10 protein-coding genes are annotated in these 18,849 nt (G+C 39.4%); 2 read left to right on the top strand and 8 right to left on the bottom strand.

Going from position 1 to position 18,849, the window contains the following annotated elements; translation table 11 throughout:
- Nucleotides 1-356: 356 nt before the first annotated feature.
- The 4 genes from SOI82_RS04020 to SOI82_RS04035 form a co-directional block, all read right to left on the bottom strand.
- The gene (locus tag SOI82_RS04020; RefSeq protein WP_320668085.1) at nucleotides 357-1,445 is read right to left on the bottom strand and encodes a chlorophyll a/b binding light-harvesting protein; all 1,089 of its coding nucleotides are present in this window, start codon (nucleotides 1,443-1,445) and stop codon (nucleotides 357-359) included.
- Between the two features lie 465 nt (nucleotides 1,446-1,910).
- Complete coding sequence (locus tag SOI82_RS04025) at nucleotides 1,911-2,963, bottom strand: chlorophyll a/b binding light-harvesting protein (protein ID WP_320668086.1); 1,053 nt, start codon at nucleotides 2,961-2,963, stop codon at nucleotides 1,911-1,913.
- Between the two features lie 433 nt (nucleotides 2,964-3,396).
- Nucleotides 3,397-4,434, bottom strand: coding sequence for a chlorophyll a/b binding light-harvesting protein (locus SOI82_RS04030; RefSeq protein ID WP_320668087.1), 1,038 nt, complete (start codon nucleotides 4,432-4,434; stop codon nucleotides 3,397-3,399).
- A 457-nt stretch (nucleotides 4,435-4,891) separates the two neighbouring features.
- Nucleotides 4,892-5,962 (bottom strand): chlorophyll a/b binding light-harvesting protein, encoded by a 1,071-nt coding sequence (locus SOI82_RS04035; protein ID WP_320668088.1) that lies wholly within the window; start codon nucleotides 5,960-5,962, stop codon nucleotides 4,892-4,894.
- Between the two features lie 408 nt (nucleotides 5,963-6,370).
- Here SOI82_RS04035 and SOI82_RS04040 point away from each other — a divergent pair, with 408 nt between their 5' ends.
- A complete protein-coding gene (locus SOI82_RS04040) occupies nucleotides 6,371-6,574 on the top strand; it encodes a hypothetical protein (RefSeq protein WP_320668089.1) in 204 nt (67 codons plus the stop codon).
- 534 nt (nucleotides 6,575-7,108) lie between these two features.
- Here the strand turns inward: SOI82_RS04040 and SOI82_RS04045 are convergent.
- From SOI82_RS04045 to SOI82_RS04060, 4 genes are all read right to left on the bottom strand, one after another.
- Nucleotides 7,109-8,197 (bottom strand): chlorophyll a/b binding light-harvesting protein, encoded by a 1,089-nt coding sequence (locus SOI82_RS04045; RefSeq protein ID WP_320668327.1) that lies wholly within the window; start codon nucleotides 8,195-8,197, stop codon nucleotides 7,109-7,111.
- Nucleotides 8,198-9,100: 903 nt separating this feature from the next.
- Entirely contained in the window at nucleotides 9,101-11,917 is a 2,817-nt protein-coding gene (locus tag SOI82_RS04050) for an FAD-dependent oxidoreductase (protein WP_320668090.1), read from the bottom strand.
- A gap of 652 nt (nucleotides 11,918-12,569) precedes the next feature.
- Nucleotides 12,570-12,908: a DUF1499 domain-containing protein gene (locus tag SOI82_RS04055; RefSeq protein WP_320668091.1), complete on the bottom strand. Its 339-nt coding sequence runs from the start codon at nucleotides 12,906-12,908 to the stop codon at nucleotides 12,570-12,572.
- 539 nt (nucleotides 12,909-13,447) lie between these two features.
- Nucleotides 13,448-13,879 (bottom strand): hypothetical protein, encoded by a 432-nt coding sequence (locus tag SOI82_RS04060; RefSeq protein WP_320668092.1) that lies wholly within the window; start codon nucleotides 13,877-13,879, stop codon nucleotides 13,448-13,450.
- Between the two features lie 161 nt (nucleotides 13,880-14,040).
- Here SOI82_RS04060 and SOI82_RS04065 point away from each other — a divergent pair, with 161 nt between their 5' ends.
- Nucleotides 14,041-18,762: a 2-oxoacid:acceptor oxidoreductase family protein gene (locus SOI82_RS04065; protein ID WP_320668093.1), complete on the top strand. Its 4,722-nt coding sequence runs from the start codon at nucleotides 14,041-14,043 to the stop codon at nucleotides 18,760-18,762.
- Nucleotides 18,763-18,849 lie beyond the last annotated feature (87 nt).

Genomic DNA, 18,849 nt, shown 5'->3' on the forward strand with positions numbered 1-18,849 from the left:
ATTTTTAAAAAGGCAAGGCGCAGTCGACCGACACTACAATGAAATGGAGCGCTGCGGCCAAAGCTTTTTAGTATCCGTAAAGGTATGCGGCATAAGGCTATATATACCTTCAAATAAGAGTTTTCCTTCTTGTTGCAATTGAACCAGTCATGGCTTCAATTATTCCTTTGAGTGACTGGGATCAGAAGGAATGGTTAGCCTATTTGCGCAGACATGAAGTGTTTTTTTTAAGTATGAATAAATAGATGCTTTAGAAGTTTCTGAAAGTTAAAAAAAAAGCCCCGTCTGAAAGACGAGGCTTTGATGACTTTAGAAAGTGAGACTCTTTTTACTAGCCAATGGAGAATCTCAAATCTTCAGCTATCAATGGTAATGAGGTCTGATTTCTTCTGATTCCCAATAGCCCCAGGAACCTTCTTAAAGTCAAAGCCCAAGGCACGGAGTGCATGGAAGAAATGACCTTGTAGATAAAAGAAGCCTAGGTAATAATGAGAGTTGGACAAAGCAGCACGTGTACTGTGACCAAAGAAAGCTGTGCTTTCAGATAGATCTCCAGTATCTAGCCAATAAGGTCCAACATTAAATTGGAATTGCAATGGTTCCCCATACCATTCGATTGGATAAACAGTCGTGTTTGTTGCAGCCCAGAAAGCAGCAACAATTGCCATCCAGCCAATACCAGCTAGTGACCATGAGAGAACTGCCTCAGCCGAAAGAAGTTCAGCACCTTTAAATTTGCTGAACACACCAAGACGTTTGTTTTCCCAAGGAGTTGAACCAGCAATAATGTGGAAGGCACCACCAGTAATTTCAGCGAAACCTAAGAATGCATGGCCTCCCATGACATCCTCAAGGCTATCAATTTGAATAAAATCAAACTGACGTTGCCATATCATTGACAAATCAAGGTTGTAATTAACCTGACGTACTGCTGAAACAGCTGGGTCATAAATTCCGTGGATTCTGGCCCATTCAACAAACCAGACACAGGCGACACCAAAGAAGAGTAAATGGTGGCCAAGAATGAAAGTCTGATTATCAGGATTTTTCCATTCCAGCTTGAACTTTCTGGCTTGTATTACTGGACTGTCCTGAATATCCTCTTCAAAAAGAACAGCATGCAATAGAGCCCCACCTCCATAAACCATGGAGAAAACGAGATGAAGTATGGCGATTGATGCAACACCAACCCCTGTCCATACTCCAGCCTCATCAAACCCAATACCAATAGAGGCTAAATGAGCAAGAAATAGCGAGCTCTGATGCCCCATAGGCACTGAGGGGTCATAGCGAGCAAACTCCCAAAGGGTGCTCCCACCAGCCGCTAGGCAAATCAATCCAGTGTGTCCTACATGAGAGGAGATGAATCGGCCTGAGCGGTTGGTGACCACAGAATTACCAGCCCACCACCCATAGGTGACATCTGGATTTCCATAGGTCTGCATAATTAAGAGTCAAAATTAATCAATACGCTACGAACACTACAATCTGCTCAATTCATATGCGCGGAATAGTTAAAGGTCTTGATTTATTGAATTGGTTATTTTCTTCAAAATCAGAAAAATCGAGGTCTTTTGGAAGAGCTGCTTTCTGCCTAGAGGTGTGAAGCAAAAGGCTTCACACCATGGAAAAAGACTGCGGCGTAATGGATTTAGTCTCATTCGCCATTGCTTCTATATGAATTGAGGTTTGTAAAGCAATCGCAAAATCTTTATTGCAGCTTCTTCTTGAGAAACTTCGACAATTCTGTTTTTTTTAATTGATCGAGCATGAAAGTCCTCTCAAAGCATCCATTCAACATGCTTGATTGATTGATCGAGTAAAAGCATTGCAATTAAAAACCCCGCCATTAAGACGGGGTTTTTAATTGCATCAAGTAGCTCTATGAATGAGTTCCTAAAAGAGGATTCTCAATTCTTTAGTGCTGCTGGTCTTCCATGAGGACCAAATTGAACATCTGAGAGACGCTTGAAGTCAAAGCCCATAGCACGAAGTGCATGGAAAAGGTGACCTTGGATATAGAAGAATCCAATGATGTAGTGGAAGTTAGCCAAGTAGCAACGAACAGTGCGAACACCCTCTGGCAAGTCAACAGTGTCGTACCAACCTGGAGCAAGACCAAAATCTAATCTCAAAGGTTCTCCATACCATTCGACTGGATAGACGGTGGTGTTTGTTGCAGACCAGAAGGCCGCAATAATTGCCATCCAACCAATTCCTGCAAGTGACCAGGAAAGAATTGCTTCTGCAGAAAGCAAACCAGCACCTTTGAACTTGGTGTATTCACCAATTTGCTTGGTTGCAATGTGGAAAGCACCACCACCTATCTCAAAGAAAGCCAAAAATGCATGACCTCCCATGACATCTTCAAGGCTGTCAATTTCAATGAAATCAAATTGATGATTCCAGATTTGGGTTAAATCAAGGTTGTAATTAACTTGACGAACCGCTCCAATTGCTGGGTCATAGATTCCATGAATCCTGGCCCATTCAACAAACCAGATACAAGCAACACCAAAGAAGATCAAATGGTGGCCAAGGATGAAAGTCTGATTGTCGGGGTTGTCCCATTCCAATTTGAACTTTTTAGCTTGAATAACGTTGCTTTGTTGGATGTCCGCATCAAACACAACAGCGTGGATAAGGCCACCAGCTCCATAGACCATGGAGAGGATCAGATGGAGAATTCCTATTGTGACAACACCAGCTCCTGTCCAGGCTCCAGCTTCGTCGAATCCAATACCGATAGACGCCAAATGCGAAAGACTTATCGCGGTCTGATGCCCCATTGGCACTGAGGAGTCATAGCGAGCAAGCTCCCAAAGGGTGTTTGCACCAGCCGCAAAAGCGATCAATCCTGTATGCGCAGCATGCGAGGCAATGAATCGGCCTGAGCGGTTAGTGACCATTGAATTACCAGCCCACCAGCCATAGGTGACATCTGGATTTCCATAGGTCTGCATGATTTAAGAGTGCAGGCGTTAATACCTGCGCACACTACAATCTGGTCAATTCATATGCGCGGAATAGTTAAAGGTCTTGATTTATTGAATTGGTTATTTTCTTCAAATCACAAAAAAACTTTTTTTTTGGGGCCAAATCCAAAATCCTCTATCCAAAAGGGAAATACCTGTAGTGCTTCAAAATGACTGCAGTGCAATCAATTTCAGGCCTTCATCACATTTTTTTCTTATAAGCCAAAAAAAATGATATAAAAATCTTAATTTCAAGCACTTCTAGCCTCAATTTCAATAATTGGTTTTAATTCAAAGCCCAGCCAAGAATTGCGTGAGCAAATTCAAGTGGAATTTTGAACAAATCGTTTAAAAAGCCTAGTTGCAAAAAAAAAGCCCCGTCATATTGACGAGGCTTTTTTGAACTAAGCAAGAATTAAACTCAAGAAGCTACAGCAAATCTATTGCTAATTTCCTTGAAATTAAAGCCCATAGAGCGCAATGCATGCCATAGATGTCCTTGGATTGCCCAGAAACCAACTATGTAGTGGAAGTTGACCAAATAACAACGTGAAGAATGTCCAAAAGGTGCGATACCAGTTAGGTCAACAGAGTCAACCCAACCTGGAGCAATAACAAACTTTTGAATTAATGGTTCCCCATACCACTCAATTGGATAAACAGTGGTGTTTTGTGCTGCCCAGAAAGCAACCACAATTGCCATCCAACCAATTCCTGCAAGTGACCAGGAAAGAATTGCTTCTGCAGAAAGCAAACCAGCACCTTTGAACTTTGTGTATTCACCAATTTGTTTAGTGCAAATGTGGAAAACACCGCCTCCCATCTCAAAGAATGCCAAGAAGGCATGACCCCCCATAACATCCTCAAGGCTGTCAATGGAAAGGAAATCAAACTGATGCCCCCATATCGCAGTTAAATCGAGGTTGTAATTAACTTGACGAACCGCTCCAATTGCTGGGTCATAGATTCCATGAATCCTGGCCCATTCAACAAACCAGATACAAGCAACACCAAAGAAGAGCAAATGGTGACCAAGGATGAAAGTCTGATTATCTGGATTGTCCCATTCCAATTTGAACTTTTTAGCTTGAATAACGTTGCTTTGTTGGATGTCCCCATCAAACACAACAGCGTGCATAAGGCCACCAGCTCCATAGACCATGGAGAGGATCAGATGGAGAATTCCTATTGTGACAACACCAGCTCCTGTCCAGGCTCCAGCTTCGTCGAATCCAATACCGATAGACGCCAAATGCGGGAGATGAATCATTGCTTGATGCCCCATATTCACTGAGGGGTCATAGCGAGCAAACTCCCAAAGGGTGTTTGCACCAGCCGCAAAAGCGATCAATCCTGTATGCGCAGCATGCGAGGCAATGAATCGGCCTGAACGGTTGGTGACCATTGAGTTACCAGCCCACCACCCATAGGTGACAGATGGATTTCCATAGGTCTGCATAATTAAGAGTAAAAAGCTATCAATCGGGTGGAACCTTACAAGAGGCTCAATTCATATGCTTGGAATAGTTAAAGGTCTTGATTTATTGAATTACTTATCTCCTTGTACCTTTTCTAAAAAATGAGTTGATTCTGATCAAAACCGGACAACCTCCTGTTCCTGTAGCACTTAAAAAACAAGATCAGCATAAACAAAAATTATTTGGCAACTTTTTCCAAAATCATTGGTCAAAATCTTATTTTCTAATAGCTGACCTGGTTCGGAAGGATTGCTGGTCCCAAATAAATAAACATATTCTTCCAAATCAGAATTCATTTAGAGAAAGATCAATTGAAGCCTCAAATAGAAAAAATAAAAAAAGCCTCGCCTAAATGGCGAGGCTTGGAATAAAGGTTGGAAGGGTCGAACTACAAAGTGGAGAAATTAAACCTCTTCACAAACCATTCAAATAAAAAGATCAAGCTGCAGCTTCACCTTTCCTTTTCACTTCAGCCACATTTGCCAATCCTTCAGGAATTCTCTTGAAGTCAAAGCCCATTGCGCGAAGTGCATGCCATAGATGTCCTTGTAGGTTAAAGAATCCAATTCCATAGTGAACATTCACTAAAGCATCGCGTGTTGTATGGCCAAAGAAAGCTGTGCAATCAGAAGTATCAGCAGTATCTATCCAATAAGGAGCAACACTAAACTGAATTTGAAGTGGTTCACCGAACCATTCAATTGGATAAACAGTCGTGTTTGTTGCAGCCCAGAAAGCAGCAACAATTGCCATCCAGCCAATACCGGCTAATGACCAAGAAAGAATTGCTTCAGCGGAAAGAACCTTAGATCCCTTGAATTCGGTGTATTCACCAATTTGCTTGGTTGCAATGTGAAAAGCACCACCACCTATCTCAAAGAAAGCCAAAAATGCATGACCTCCCATGACATCTTCAAGATTGTCGATAGCAATGAAATCAAATTGATGATTCCAGATTTGGGTTAAATCAAGGTTGTAATTAACTTGACGAACCGCTCCAATTGCTGGGTCATAGATTCCATGAATCCTGGCCCATTCAACAAACCAGATACAAGCAACACCAAAGAAGATCAAATGGTGACCAAGGATGAAAGTCTGATTGTCGGGGTTGTCCCATTCCAATTTGAACTTTCTGGCCTGAATAACTTCACTTTGCTGCATGTCCTCATCGAAAAGGACCGCATGCAATAGACCACCAGCTGCATAGACCATGGAAAGGATCAAGTGCAGGATTGCGATCGTGACAACGCCAGCACCTGTCCAGGCTCCAGCTTCGTCAAACCCAATACCGATAGTTGCCAGATGGGAGAGGAAAAGCGAACTTTGATGCCCCATAGAAATTGAGGGATCAAACTTTGCAAGCTCAACAAGAGTCGTTGCACCAGCCGCAAAAGCGATCATTCCTGTATGAGCAGCATGCGCGGCAATGAATCGGCCTGAGCGGTTAGTGACCATTGAGTTACCAGCCCAGAACCCGTAGGTCACATCTGGATTTCCATAGGTCTGCATGATTTAAGAGTGCAGGCGTTAATACCTGCGCACACTACAATCTGGTGAATTCATATGTGCGGAATAGTTAGAGGTCTTGATTTATTGAATTGGTTATTTTCTTCAAATCACAAAAAACGAGGTCTACTTCCCAATTCCTGCAGTCAATTTGAGCAGTGCGCATAAAAACAATTCTGAATCAGAAAATCGAATGCTGAAATTCTTCTGCAAGCCGTTTTGATGCTCAAGATTGTATGACTTCACTTGGATCTCAGCAGAGGAAGGCCTTAGCAAGGCTGAGTTAAATCTACAGAAGATTCTGTTTTAATCAGTTTTCAAGATGCAACAGAGAACCCCGTCCTGTTGCGCTTTTCGTTTATAAGTACCTCACTATCACAAAAATGGGCTATCAAACGCCCCCCTTTATTGATGATTGATTTAACCCACATCATTGATTTCGCTAGTCAACTACCACACCCATCTGATATTGGATTAATCAAGCCCTCGGGGGGCTTGAATATCGCAGCAGCCTTATGCGGCTTAGGTGCTGTTTTTGGTGCTAGCCAATTCCTCTATTACTCAGATGATTCAAAAAGATGGGATCCCTGGGCTAAACCTGAAAATTTCGAATAGAGCTCAATCAATAGTTCTAACTTTTACCTAAAAAAGAGGACAAGCTTATAGCTTGTCCTCTTTTTTTTCAGTTCCTCTAACTTCTAAAATTCTACTCACAAATTTTTCAAGCAAAATTTAAATTAAGGCCTCGCATTTCATCAGATCACATGAAATCTAAAAATAGAAATAGAGAAGCCCTCTCTCTTATATTGAACTTTAGAAATTAAATTATTCGTCATCAAATAGCCAAGTTGCAATTTTCTCAATGAATAAACCAATCATTAATTTCTTTATGGGAGTTGAATCAAAGGTTCACCTTCTTTACCTAAAATCGACACAAGAAGAACAACGAGTTTAGATTAAAAAAAAATGATTAGTCATATTAAAATCCAAGTAGTTTATTTTAAATAAATATTACCCCCCCTCTCCCCAAGAGTTTTCTCAATTATTTAGATGCTTAATTATAGGCAAAAAAAAACCTTGCCATTACAGCAAGGTTTTTTTAATTTAACTCACTAAGACTATCTTTGAATCTTGGTGAAGCAAAAATAATCAGTCAGCCAATTGATTCACTCTAATTGAATCAAGGTTTGAGACAGCATTGGTAATACGCTTAAAGTCAAAACCGGCTGCTCTCAAAGCATGGAATAAGTGACCTTGGATATTAAAGAATCCAATGATGTAATGGAAGTTGCAGAGCCATGCCCTAGATGAATGACCAAGAGGAGCGCCATCAATAGGTGCTGCGTCATACCAACCTGGAGCTAAAACAAACTTCAATTCAACTGGATCACCAAAGAATTCAACTGGGTAAACAGTAGTATTAGTTGCGCACCAGAAGGCAGCAATAATTGCCATCCAACCGATACCAGCTAATGACCAGGAAAGAATTGCTTCGGCAGAAAGGAATTTAGATCCTTTGAACTCGGTGTAATCACCAATTTGCTTGGTGAAAATGTGGAAAATACCACCACCTATCTCAAAGAAAGCCAAGAAAGCATGGCCACCCATGACATCTTCAAGACTATCTATTGCAATAAAATCAAACTGGTGGTTCCAAATCTGAGTCAAATCAAGGTTGTAATTAACTTGACGTATGGCGCCAATTGCTGGGTCGTAGATTCCATGGATCCTGGCCCATTCAACAAACCAAACACATGCAACTCCCATGAAAACCAAATGGTGTCCAAGAATGAAGGTTTGATTGTCGGGGTTATCCCATTCAAGCTTGAATCGTTTCGCTTGACGATGTTCAGGGCGATCATCCGCAAACAAACCTGAACTGTTCTGGGTATCTTCACTGAAAACCAAGGAGTGCAAGAGAGCAGCCCCTCCATAAACCATAGAACAGATCAAGTGGAAAATACCTATAAAGGCAATACCTGCACCTGTCCAGACTCCAGCCTCGTCAAATCCAAGACCAATAGTTGCCAAATGGTTAATACTCATCATGCCCTGATGCCCCATTGGCACTGAAGGGTCATACCGAGCAAGTTCCCAAAGGGTGTTTGCACCAGCAGTGAAGGCAATCAATCCTGTGTGACCAATATGAGAGCCAATAAATCGGCTTGACTTGTTGGTTACTACAGCATTACCAACCCACCACCCGTAGGTGACGTCTGGGTTTCCGTAGGTCTGCATAATTTTTAGGAGTGCAAAACGGTAATTTCGCTGCATACACTACATTCAATTGGGCCATGTAAGACAAAGCAGTTCAGCATCTGTAAGGGTCTGCCGCAAAGGCATTTGTCTTGGCATTGATTAATGCATGTTGAATTGAACTAAATTACTAAAGTGGAGCCGCTACCAAATCAATACCACCAAGGGCTTTGGAGGATTCAGCTCAAGTTCTTACAGTCATAATGCTTGTAAAGCTCTTCCGCAGGCAAAAGAAGAGATAGTTATAAATTCAAAGGCCTTAACCACCTCAAGCCCCATGGCTTGAGGTTCGTCAAAATCAAGATGAATTTGATCGTCTGTCTATTTAGATATCTAAGTTGGTGCTCAAAAAAATCGTTTAAATAGATTTTCGCCGTCTTGCTATCCACTGAGAAAATTTTCCAGGAGATCAAAAGCTCTTAACAAGACCCTTTCAAAGACAAAGGGAAACTAAAGATTGATTTTTTAGTTCAGGGGTCTCTCCTAGAAGGATGAAATCGTAGTTCCTCCCGAAATTTACTATCACCCCAATAATGATCTTCGTAGAAAGTAAATGCAGAAAGCAGCACTCCCGCAAGAAAAAGAGCTCCTACAAACAAAACACAGTTAATAAAGGCCTGAGACGGTATCCAAGGTTCCGTTGAAATGGATACAAGAGTTAGGTAGAAAATTGAAAAAAGCGAATATCCCATAACTAAAGAATGGCCAAATTCATCCAGATAATCAGCTGCGGTAAATACTCAAAACAAATTTCAATTAAATTTCAAGGGCCTTGGAGATATGAACCATTTAAAATGCTCTAGCAATCAATATAAAAATATTCGGACTAAGAAGAGCTAATTTGGGACATTACATCAATAGCTCTCATTAGTCTTTCATTGAGAGCTATTGATAGGTCCTAAATTCCTTTCGCAAGTTCTCGTCAATTGACAATGCTGCCCTTCTTCCATCTTTCACAGCTTGCATAAAGTTGCCAGGACCGCGAATCATTTGACCTCCAGCAAAAATATTTTTCATCCCTTTTATTAGCATTGTTTTCATATCAATCCAGAATTCTGGCTTAAGGTCGTTAGCTATACCCAAATGCTCTTGAAGTTGTGAATCCAAAATCTTCGGCTCTGTGTCAGCAAAAACAACCTCTTTAGAGGCATTTAATATACTATTAAGTTCCACTTGATTGGATTTCAAAAGTTCTAGACCAAATTGCTTCATACTTAAAAGATATTTCAAGTTGTTTTGACTTCCTTTTTCATCATAAACTACAAATATCTTCCCAGCACCTCTAAAAATCAGTGACTCTGCAATATCAATAGCAAGGAATGTTGTTCCTATAATTGTATAGGTAGAGCCTATTACTTGGCTTGGTTCACTAACAAAATTCTTAAGAAATTGGCAACCATGTACTGAATTCTTATACTTCGATATGCCCTTATCTGGTTTGGCTGTAATATCTAACCCACAAGCGATAAAAATAGAATCATATTTAACTTGCAAGTCCTCTAGAGTCAAATTTTGCCCCAACTTATGTTCATAATGAATTCGAATAGAAGGAAGAATTAAGTTTGATATTTCCCGATTTAAAACTTCTTTAGGCAGCCGGGTAGAATAATTAACAGCCCTCAAAATCCCGCCAACTTCTCTGCTCTTCTCAAAGATATCTACTTTATAACCTAAACGTGCCAAATAATGAGCACATGTTAAACCAGATGGTCCAGCGCCAACAATACCTACCTTTTGATTATTAGAAGGAGCCACCTCTGGAGAATAATATGGTACTTTCTCGCAAATAAATCTATTTAATGAGTGAATTTTTGTAGGAGCTTCTGGACAAAGAGTCCTAGAACAATGTTCACTACAAAAGTCTTCTGAAATAGAAAGGTATCCTTGAGTCTCTGAAAATGGATTTAATTCTCGAAGAGCCTGAGATGCACCTATCCAATTTGAAGCTTCTACTAACCGAGCAATACGACCATTTTCTGAATTGTCTGGATAAGTATTAATGCAACGAAGATTAAAGCAGCTGTTAGGGTAGTCTGGATGTAGTTTAATTTCCTTACTTGATGGGAAATTATATTCATTATCTTGGTTATAAATAGAAGGCTTTGATTTATAATGAACAAAACTTTCTGGGTATTTCTTTAATGGAACATATTCCTTTTTCCCTAAGTCCTGTAAAATTGCATTAACTGCACTAATAGCTGAAACCGTCACTGAAACTACGCCAATACCTTGACTAGTAGAGTCTCCAACACAATAAAGTCCCTTCCAATCACTTCTTGCTGCAAGTCTACTCATATAACTTTGCTTCATATTAACTTGCGGCCCACCAATAGCTCCAGCATTCTTTAAGGTGTAACGTTGAATTGTTTGAGGCGTAGCAATCTCTTGAACTAAGATATTCTTTTTAAGTTTTGGGAAGTAATTTTTGTCTAAATAATCAATAATTTCTGCTGCTTTATCGTTCTTACTATCTCTATAATTTCTATCATGATATCTGTCCTTGCCATCAGTAGGCAATGTCTTTTCAGGGGTTTCTTCTGGTAGAAATATACATAAGGAATGAGTTCCAGGAGGAGAAGATAGCGGGTCCAATAAGGATGTAATATATACTGTTAAATAACTAGGTTTTCCTTTATATCTATAAGCTAATATTTGTGTAGGCTTACAGTCTAAAGGAATTGCTTCAGACTTTACACCTAAATAAACCCCGAAAATACTGTAACTAGGTCTAAATCTTTGTGCCCAATTTCTTTTTCTCACTGGAATATGTTGCTTGTCAATTAACTTTCCATATAAATTCCAAACTGTTGCATTTGAAACTACGGTTCTTGCATTAATTATAACTCCATTGTCTAATTGACATCCAGTAGCATGATCATTCTCTATTAAAATTTTATTTATTCGATGTCTATAAAGGATCTTACCACCATACTTATGTATTGCCTTTTCAAGTTTATTAGCCAGAACCTGAGGAGAGCCATCAGCGTAATAGCACCCACCTGTATATGATTCTACGTGAATCATAGGTCCCGCAATCGCAGGTGTCTGATCAAGACCACATGTGGTCATATTCTGATTTAAAAGTGTAAATAACTTGAGTATCTGTGGATCTTTTGTAAAGCGACGAAATAATTGTTCTTGACTAGAAAGAAGATAGCGAAGCAGCCTTACCAAATAGAAAGGACGGGATAACAGTAGTTTCTTACCATGGTCTGGTGGCGTTTCAGCGGGAGCAAAAAATTGACCTCCATAACTTTCAATTGATTGATGATAAAAAGACTCAAATTCAGTTAATAATGCCTTGATATTTTCTGACTGATCTGGAAAGCATTCACACAATTCATTCCAAAACTTCTCTCGGTCTGTATACATCGAAACTTTCTTTGTCTTGTCTAGATGTATCGTGAAAGTTTCTTCCATAGGCACCAGATAAATATCTTCTTGGAGCTCATTCATCACAAACTGATGAGGGTTATATCCTGCCTCACCAAACCCAAAGAATAGTGATGCCCCTACATCAAAAGTAAACCCCTTCCGCCTAAAAATACTCGCGCATCCACCTGGTAGATAGTGTTGCTCTACAACTAAAACTTTGAAGCCTCTTTTTGCTAGAAGCGCTGCAGCAGTTAAGCCACCAATACCTGCACCTACTACCAAAACATCATAGGAGGGCAACAGGAAATCTCTTTCTAGTGCAGGCATTAGCTCACAAGCCGAAGGTCAGAAGCTCATTAACCATGTTCTCCACGCGCCTAACCCAACAAATCGGTACATACATACCAAGAGGGATTAGGTTTGGGGCCGGCTGGTCGCTCATGAGCAACCATTCTCTCCTCAAATTTTTTTTTACTTATTGCCTTGTCGTTAATTTTTAATATATCTTTCTATCATCACCTCAAGCCATTGTGAGAAGAGAACAATCAAAAGCATGCGCTAGATAGTTATTCACCAATACTCACATGTAATCTTTTCTAATTTCGTGTACAATTTATCATCGAGCCAGATAATAAATAATAATTGAGTTCAATTCAATCTCTATTACTTTTATTCTTTAGGAATCATCAAGATGGAAACAAAGTTATCAATATAAACTACTCATTATACATCCCTGGCTGTACTAGAATGAAACTTACCAAGGAAAGGAAGACCAATAGAAAGAAATGTACTGTGTTTCTTGTTATACTAATCAGCTAAAGGGGAATGGTTGAGAAAAAAAATTAAATCTCTATTGATATGTGAATGGATGGTTTATGAATAAGATGATTGATCACTATTTATTAACCCAACTCTCAATAGATGGTTAAGTGATCAATTTTTATAGAATGAGAGCGCACTCCTAATAAAGAAAGCTAGTTTAGCATTTTGATTTCAAAGTCTTATACAACTTATTGACTCTATTTCTATTTACTCCGAGGTCACCAAGCCCAAGCCTAGAGGCTGATCTAACTTGGATGACACCTTTTCTTGGTAATCTCAAAATTTCCAAATCATCAGGGAAACGAAATAAAAAGCTTCTGCAAAGACCATGCCAATAGTTTTCTGATCTTTCCAATAAAGTAGTTCTAGGAAGATCAGAGGCAATTTCTATTAATTTTTCGTATGCTTGGTTGATGTTTTCAATCTTCCATTCAACTAAGACACAATTTGTTTGAATAAGGCACGCAGTAAGTTCTCCTTGTTTATTTAAGGGCATTTCTAATTGAATATCTAAAGATAATATTAGCTCTATAGGTAATCATGGGCTACAACCTCTAGATAGCCGATTATTCAGAGGAATTACAACAAAAAAGCATCAAGAGCAATTTTGCCGACATAGCGATTTATATGAATTTTGAAATAGTCGTGGCATTAAGAAAGCCAAATCCCTCCGTCTCTTAAAGCATCTAAGTATCTTTCATTAGACCTGAGTTTTCCCTCAAAGCCTTTTCCATCACTATCTAATGAGACTTTCCCTTTATCGTTGGATCGAGTTGCTGAGGGCCAGAGTCTTGAAAAAATTGACCTCCTTATAGTCAAGGCATAAGAATCCATCTGACAAGGACCGTATTAGCCACTTATTAGCCAGTCATTGGTGATGACTCCTATTTTCGTAACTATAACTTTAGGATCGGTGATCAAGATACTAAAAAAATAAATTTTATAGGCATAAACTGTTCATTAGTATTGTGAGCTATCTGAAATCAAATCTTCAAGAAGGGGATTCTTGCAAAACCCATTTTAACCTTTGTCCAATCACAGCTTTAAAAGCTCATCAAGCTTTACAAGAATTCTTTCTCCTTCCTTTGTTAAATAAGTCTTCTCGAGAATCTCTCCTTTCATAACAACTATTTTTACAACCCTAGCCCCCTCAGGAACTTGAGCCGACCAAGTAAATTTCTCGTCAACAGTTCGCTCTTCTACTTCTGCTTCAGAAAATATTGAGATTTTTTCATGCGCTTGAAAAATCAAGCCATCTTCCAAAATGGAATCTAATGAAGGCTGTTCGGACTCTTCTTCTTTGATCGGGCTTAAAAGGCTTTCAGGAATGTGTCTCTTTTGACTCTGAAGCCTAGATACAGCCTTATCTTGAAGGCGATGAAACCTGGATGCAACCTTTTCCTGCAGATAAATGCATTTAGATAAAGCTCTTTTCTTTTTATCCTTGAGGTATGTTCTTAGACCCATAGTGTTTAAGAGTTCATAGTCAAAACTACCGAACCAGATTTTTTTATCAATAATTAAACAAGGGCCTGATCTTTTAAATTGGACAATAGAGCAAAATTTTGTTTCTCATCACTTTTGTGCCGTTGAAACCCTCAGCGACCGTTATCTAAATAATCACGAATATGAAACAGCTATCCGTTAACAAAAATGAGACTCCAAAGGGGTTAGTGCCAAACACTCCCAAATACCCTGGTATTCCAGTCACTTGCAATGGGAACAAACTAGTTACCCAGTGGGTAGAAGTTCGAATTACCGAAGGAGGAGTCTATTACCCAATTACTCCTTCAACAGAAGGTGGCGAAATTTACCAACAGGCCTTTTCTGAAGGGGTCTTGGATGTCTGGGGTAACCAAAAATTATCTGTAGAGGCTGAAGGTGAGCACGCAGCTCAAGGAGGAGCCATTGCTGTTTCGATGACAGGCAAACGTACTGTCAATTTTACATCAGGGCAAGGCATTGTTTATGCGATGGAGCAGTACTACCACGCTCCAGCAAAGTTTTCGACAATGGTCTTAGAAGTAGGCGCTAGAGCGCTAACAAAGCATGCCCTAAATGTCCATTGTGGGCATGATGACTTCAACGCAGCACTAGATACTGGGTGGACGATGTTGATGGCTCGAGATGCCCAACAAGCAGCTGACCAAGCGATTATTCTCCGTAAATGCAATGAAATAACCTTAAATCCTGGTATGAATATTCAAGATGGGATGCTAACTACCCATTCTGAACGTACATATCGTGCGCCTGAAGCTGATCTATTAAGAGAATACCTAGGCGCCCCTGATGAACAAATAGATACTCCAACCAAAGCGCAAAAAGAACTATTTGGCCCTCGTCGCAGACGTGTTCCGAAGATGCTGGATTTAAAAAATCCTGTTCTTTTAGGACCTGTTCAAAATCAGGAACACTATATGAATGGTGTTATTGCTCGTAGAGATAATTTTAATGAGCCTATTCTTAAAGTCCTTAAAGAGTGTTATGAGGAATTTGCACAGTTAACTGGTCGCAAATATGGGCTTATTCACGAATATAAAACTGAAGATGCAGATACAGTATTTATATCTCTTGGCTCCGCCACAGATAATATCGAAGCAGCATGTGACTATATGCGAAAAGAACGCAACGCAAAAGTTGGATCTATACACATTAATGTAATTCGCCCATTCCCAGAGGCGGAAGTTATTAATGCTTTAAGAGGTAAAAAAAGAGTTCTGATATTAGAGCGCACAGATGAAGGAATGGCTGGAGACAACCCATTAGGTCGCGACATTCGAACAGCTCTTAGCAAAGCTCAAGAATCTGATAGTTATGGGAGCTATTTACCCGCACTTAAGTACGAAGAGGTTCCACGTATATTTCGTGCAAGTTATGGCTTAGGATCTCGTGATTTTCGCCCTGAACATATCATTGGAGCTTACGAATATGCTATTGGTGATAATTCTAGAAAAGATGGGAGGAGTGCAAAAGATGGTGAAAACTATTTCACACTTGGTATAAATCATCCTTATAGTGTAATTTCTTCAGATACACCCTCTTTACTTCCTAAGGGTGCAATTGCAGTTCGTTTTCACTCAATTGGTGGGTGGGGAATGATAACCACAGGGAAAAATCTTGGGGAAATTATTGGCAAGTTTGGCCAAATCATATCTAATAGAAAACCAACTTATAACAAGCTTGGACAATTAGAAGAGAAGCTCTTCATTATGGCCAACCCTAAGTATGGCTCAGAAAAGAAAGGTGCTCCAACTAATTATTTTCTTACTGTTGCATCTAAAAAGATCCAAGTTAACTGCGAGCTTAATCATGTAGATGTTGTTCTTTGCTGTGATCCAAAAGCCTTTACACATACAAATCCTCTTGAAGGTTTAAAGAAAGGTGGAAGTTTAGTATGGGAATCTAGCGAAAATCCAGATAGTGCTTGGGAACGAATTCCTTCTAAGCATCGAGATTTTATAAAAAAGAATAAGATTCGTGTGTTTATTCTTCCAGGCTTCTCAATTGCAAGGGAAGCCACTAAGCGTGCAGACTTACAACTAAGAATGCAAGGTAATACATTTCTTGGTGCCTTTTTTAAAGTGTCAACTTTCCTCCAAGATCATAATATTAATGAAGATGAATATAGAAAGATTGTCCACAACCAATATGAGAAGAAATTTGGTCGGTTTGGATCAGCAGTAGTGGATTCTAATATGAAGGTTATGGATGGAGGTTTCAACCGTGTACAGGAAATTAAATATGGTGACATCGAAGATGAAGATACCTCAAGTATGCGTAATCCATTATTAGCCCCTAAATCTGCAGGTTTAATTCAAATACCAGCAACAGCAGGATGTGAAGAGAGTGGTTGTAAAATGTGCTCAACGCCAGAGGGACAGACAAGGTCACCTTTTCAAACAATTAAAAAGTTTGATTCTGAATTTCGTAATGGATTTGGATACCACCAACCTTCAGGAGCATATGCCAGCCTTTCAGTAATGGCTGCCGCTAGTGGAGCAACACAAAGTAAATATGTGGCCAGGAGAGAAACACCTGTTTTTATTGCAGAAAACTGTACTCAATGTATGGAATGTATTACTGCTTGTCCTGACACAGCAATGCCAAACTCAGCACAAGATATCAGAACAATTCTTTCTACTGCTATCCGCAATTATATTAGCAAAAAGAGCATGGCTGATGCATTACATAAGGAATTACCTCTTTTAGATGAAAATTGTAGAAAACAAATGAATGAGAATATAGTTAAGAAAATAAAAATGCCATTTAGCAAGATACTTGAGTTGGAACTAAATAAGCTAGATCATATAGATCAGGATGCACGAAGTGAGCTTCTAATGATCATAAGTAAGTTGCCATTAGCCTATAACAATGTGAATGCAATATATCGAACCTTGGAGAAAAAGAGCCCTGGTCAAGGAGGTCTTTTCTCTATATTTATTAGCGACCTATGCAAAGGTTGTGGTGAATGTGTGCAGGTATGTGGAGACCACAATGCGTTAAAAATGGAGCAAGAAACACCAGGCTTAAATTCAAAATTAAGTACTGCACAATTATTTAGTCGATTGCTACCAGAAACCAATCAAAAATTTCTTGGCTTATATCAAACAGAAAATCCTGAAGAAGCTCGCGAATCAATTTTGCGGAATCATTTAATGGTAAGGCGCAACTATGAAGCACTTGTTTCAGGAGATGGTGCTTGTGCGGGTTGTGGAGAAAAAACTGTTTTAAGAGCAGTTGCTTCTATCACCGAAGCATATATGCGTCCTATTTTTCATAGGAAGGCAAAAAGGTTAAATCAAAAGGCCCAATATTTGAAAGAAATTGGATTAGACAAGCTTGAGGCCTTTGAATCTAAACATAACGATGAATACAACTGGTTTAAACGTAGTCTTGCCCATATAGTTCTAGGCCTTGGAGGTGAGAATGAGAACGATACTAATCATCGTTTAAAGAATCATGGCCTAATTAGCAATCAAGCAATGATTGATGCATTAGTTACTGTTATCAAACAAGATGCTTTTAACCATAGTGATTTACAAGCAATAGATGGGTCCACTGCAAATGGCATGAGCACCATGTATATGGGTGCTCATACGGGCTGCAATACCGTGTATGGCTCAACTCCACCATCCAACCCACATCCATATCCTTGGATGAATTCATTATTTCAAGACGGGTCAACTATCAGTTGGCTCATCGGAGAGGCAGCTATTTTAAATCACTCTCGTCGCTCTGTAACCCCAGAAAGATTAGCCACTGCTCTATTAGAGAGGGAAACTGGTTTAAGTAGTGAGCAGGAATACTTCGAATTAACCCATCTCGACGATTCTTTAATGACGGATCTGGAAATTAGTGAATTACCAAAGGTATGGGCTATAGGAGGAGATGGAGCAATGGGTGATATTGGCTTCCAAAATGTCTCAAAGGTTGTCTTACAAAATCGCCCAAATGTGAATTTACTAATGCTAGATACTCAAGTTTATTCAAATACTGGTGGGCAGAATTCTGACAGTTCAAACATGCTTGGTGGATATGATATGAATCAATTTGGGGTCGCTACACAAGGGAAGTTAAATGAAAAGAAAAGTGTGGCAGAAGCATTTACTTCTGGACACGGATCGCCTTTTGTGGCTCAAGTTTCTATGGCAAACTCGGCTAAAATGTATAAAGCAATGATTGATGGACTTGAGTATCGTGGTACTTCATTTTTTCAATGCTTTACATCTTGCCAACCTGAACATGGTGTAGGTGATAATATGAGTGCCAACCAAGCTCGGATGGTTCGTGATAGTCGAGGCATGCCAGAGTTCATTTATAATCCACGGAATGGAGAAATACTACAAGAAAGTTTCAATTTAAAGGCTAATCCATCACTAAAAAAAGATTGGTTTGAGACCAAATTTCCTGTAAGTAGAGAAAGCTATAACATGACAGTCGCACATTGGGCTATAACTGAAGCACGCTTCAGGCGGCACATAAACGAGATATCAGATATTGAAGCAAATGAATTAATCCATATCGAAAATATACTTACATTAGTTACGCAGCAGGACGTTATATATAGAAGAGTATTTGATCAAAAGCATCATGCCTATATACCTGACTGGGGTGTTTATTTCAAAGCAGAGGTCAAAGGCATTCTGAAATACTTTTCTGTTAGTCGTCAAATGGTTCTCTTTCATATAGAACGACGTAAATCTTGGCGAATGTTGCAGAGCCGAGCTGGAATCACGAATGAGGACTATGCAGCACAAAAGCTATTACTAGAAAAGTTAAAAGATGGAGAGATCTCTCGTGATGATTGTATAAAAGAAGGCAAAGAAATACTGAAAAGTCTAATTAAATGAAGAAAAAGAAGAATAAAAAAAAGTCATGTTCTTTCATCCTTCATGGCTCAATGACAAATTAATACATTAATTTTTAACGCTTACCAA

It is taken from the genome of Prochlorococcus sp. MIT 1307 (assembly GCF_034092395.1).
GTDB lineage: Bacteria > Cyanobacteriota > Cyanobacteriia > PCC-6307 > Cyanobiaceae > AG-363-K07.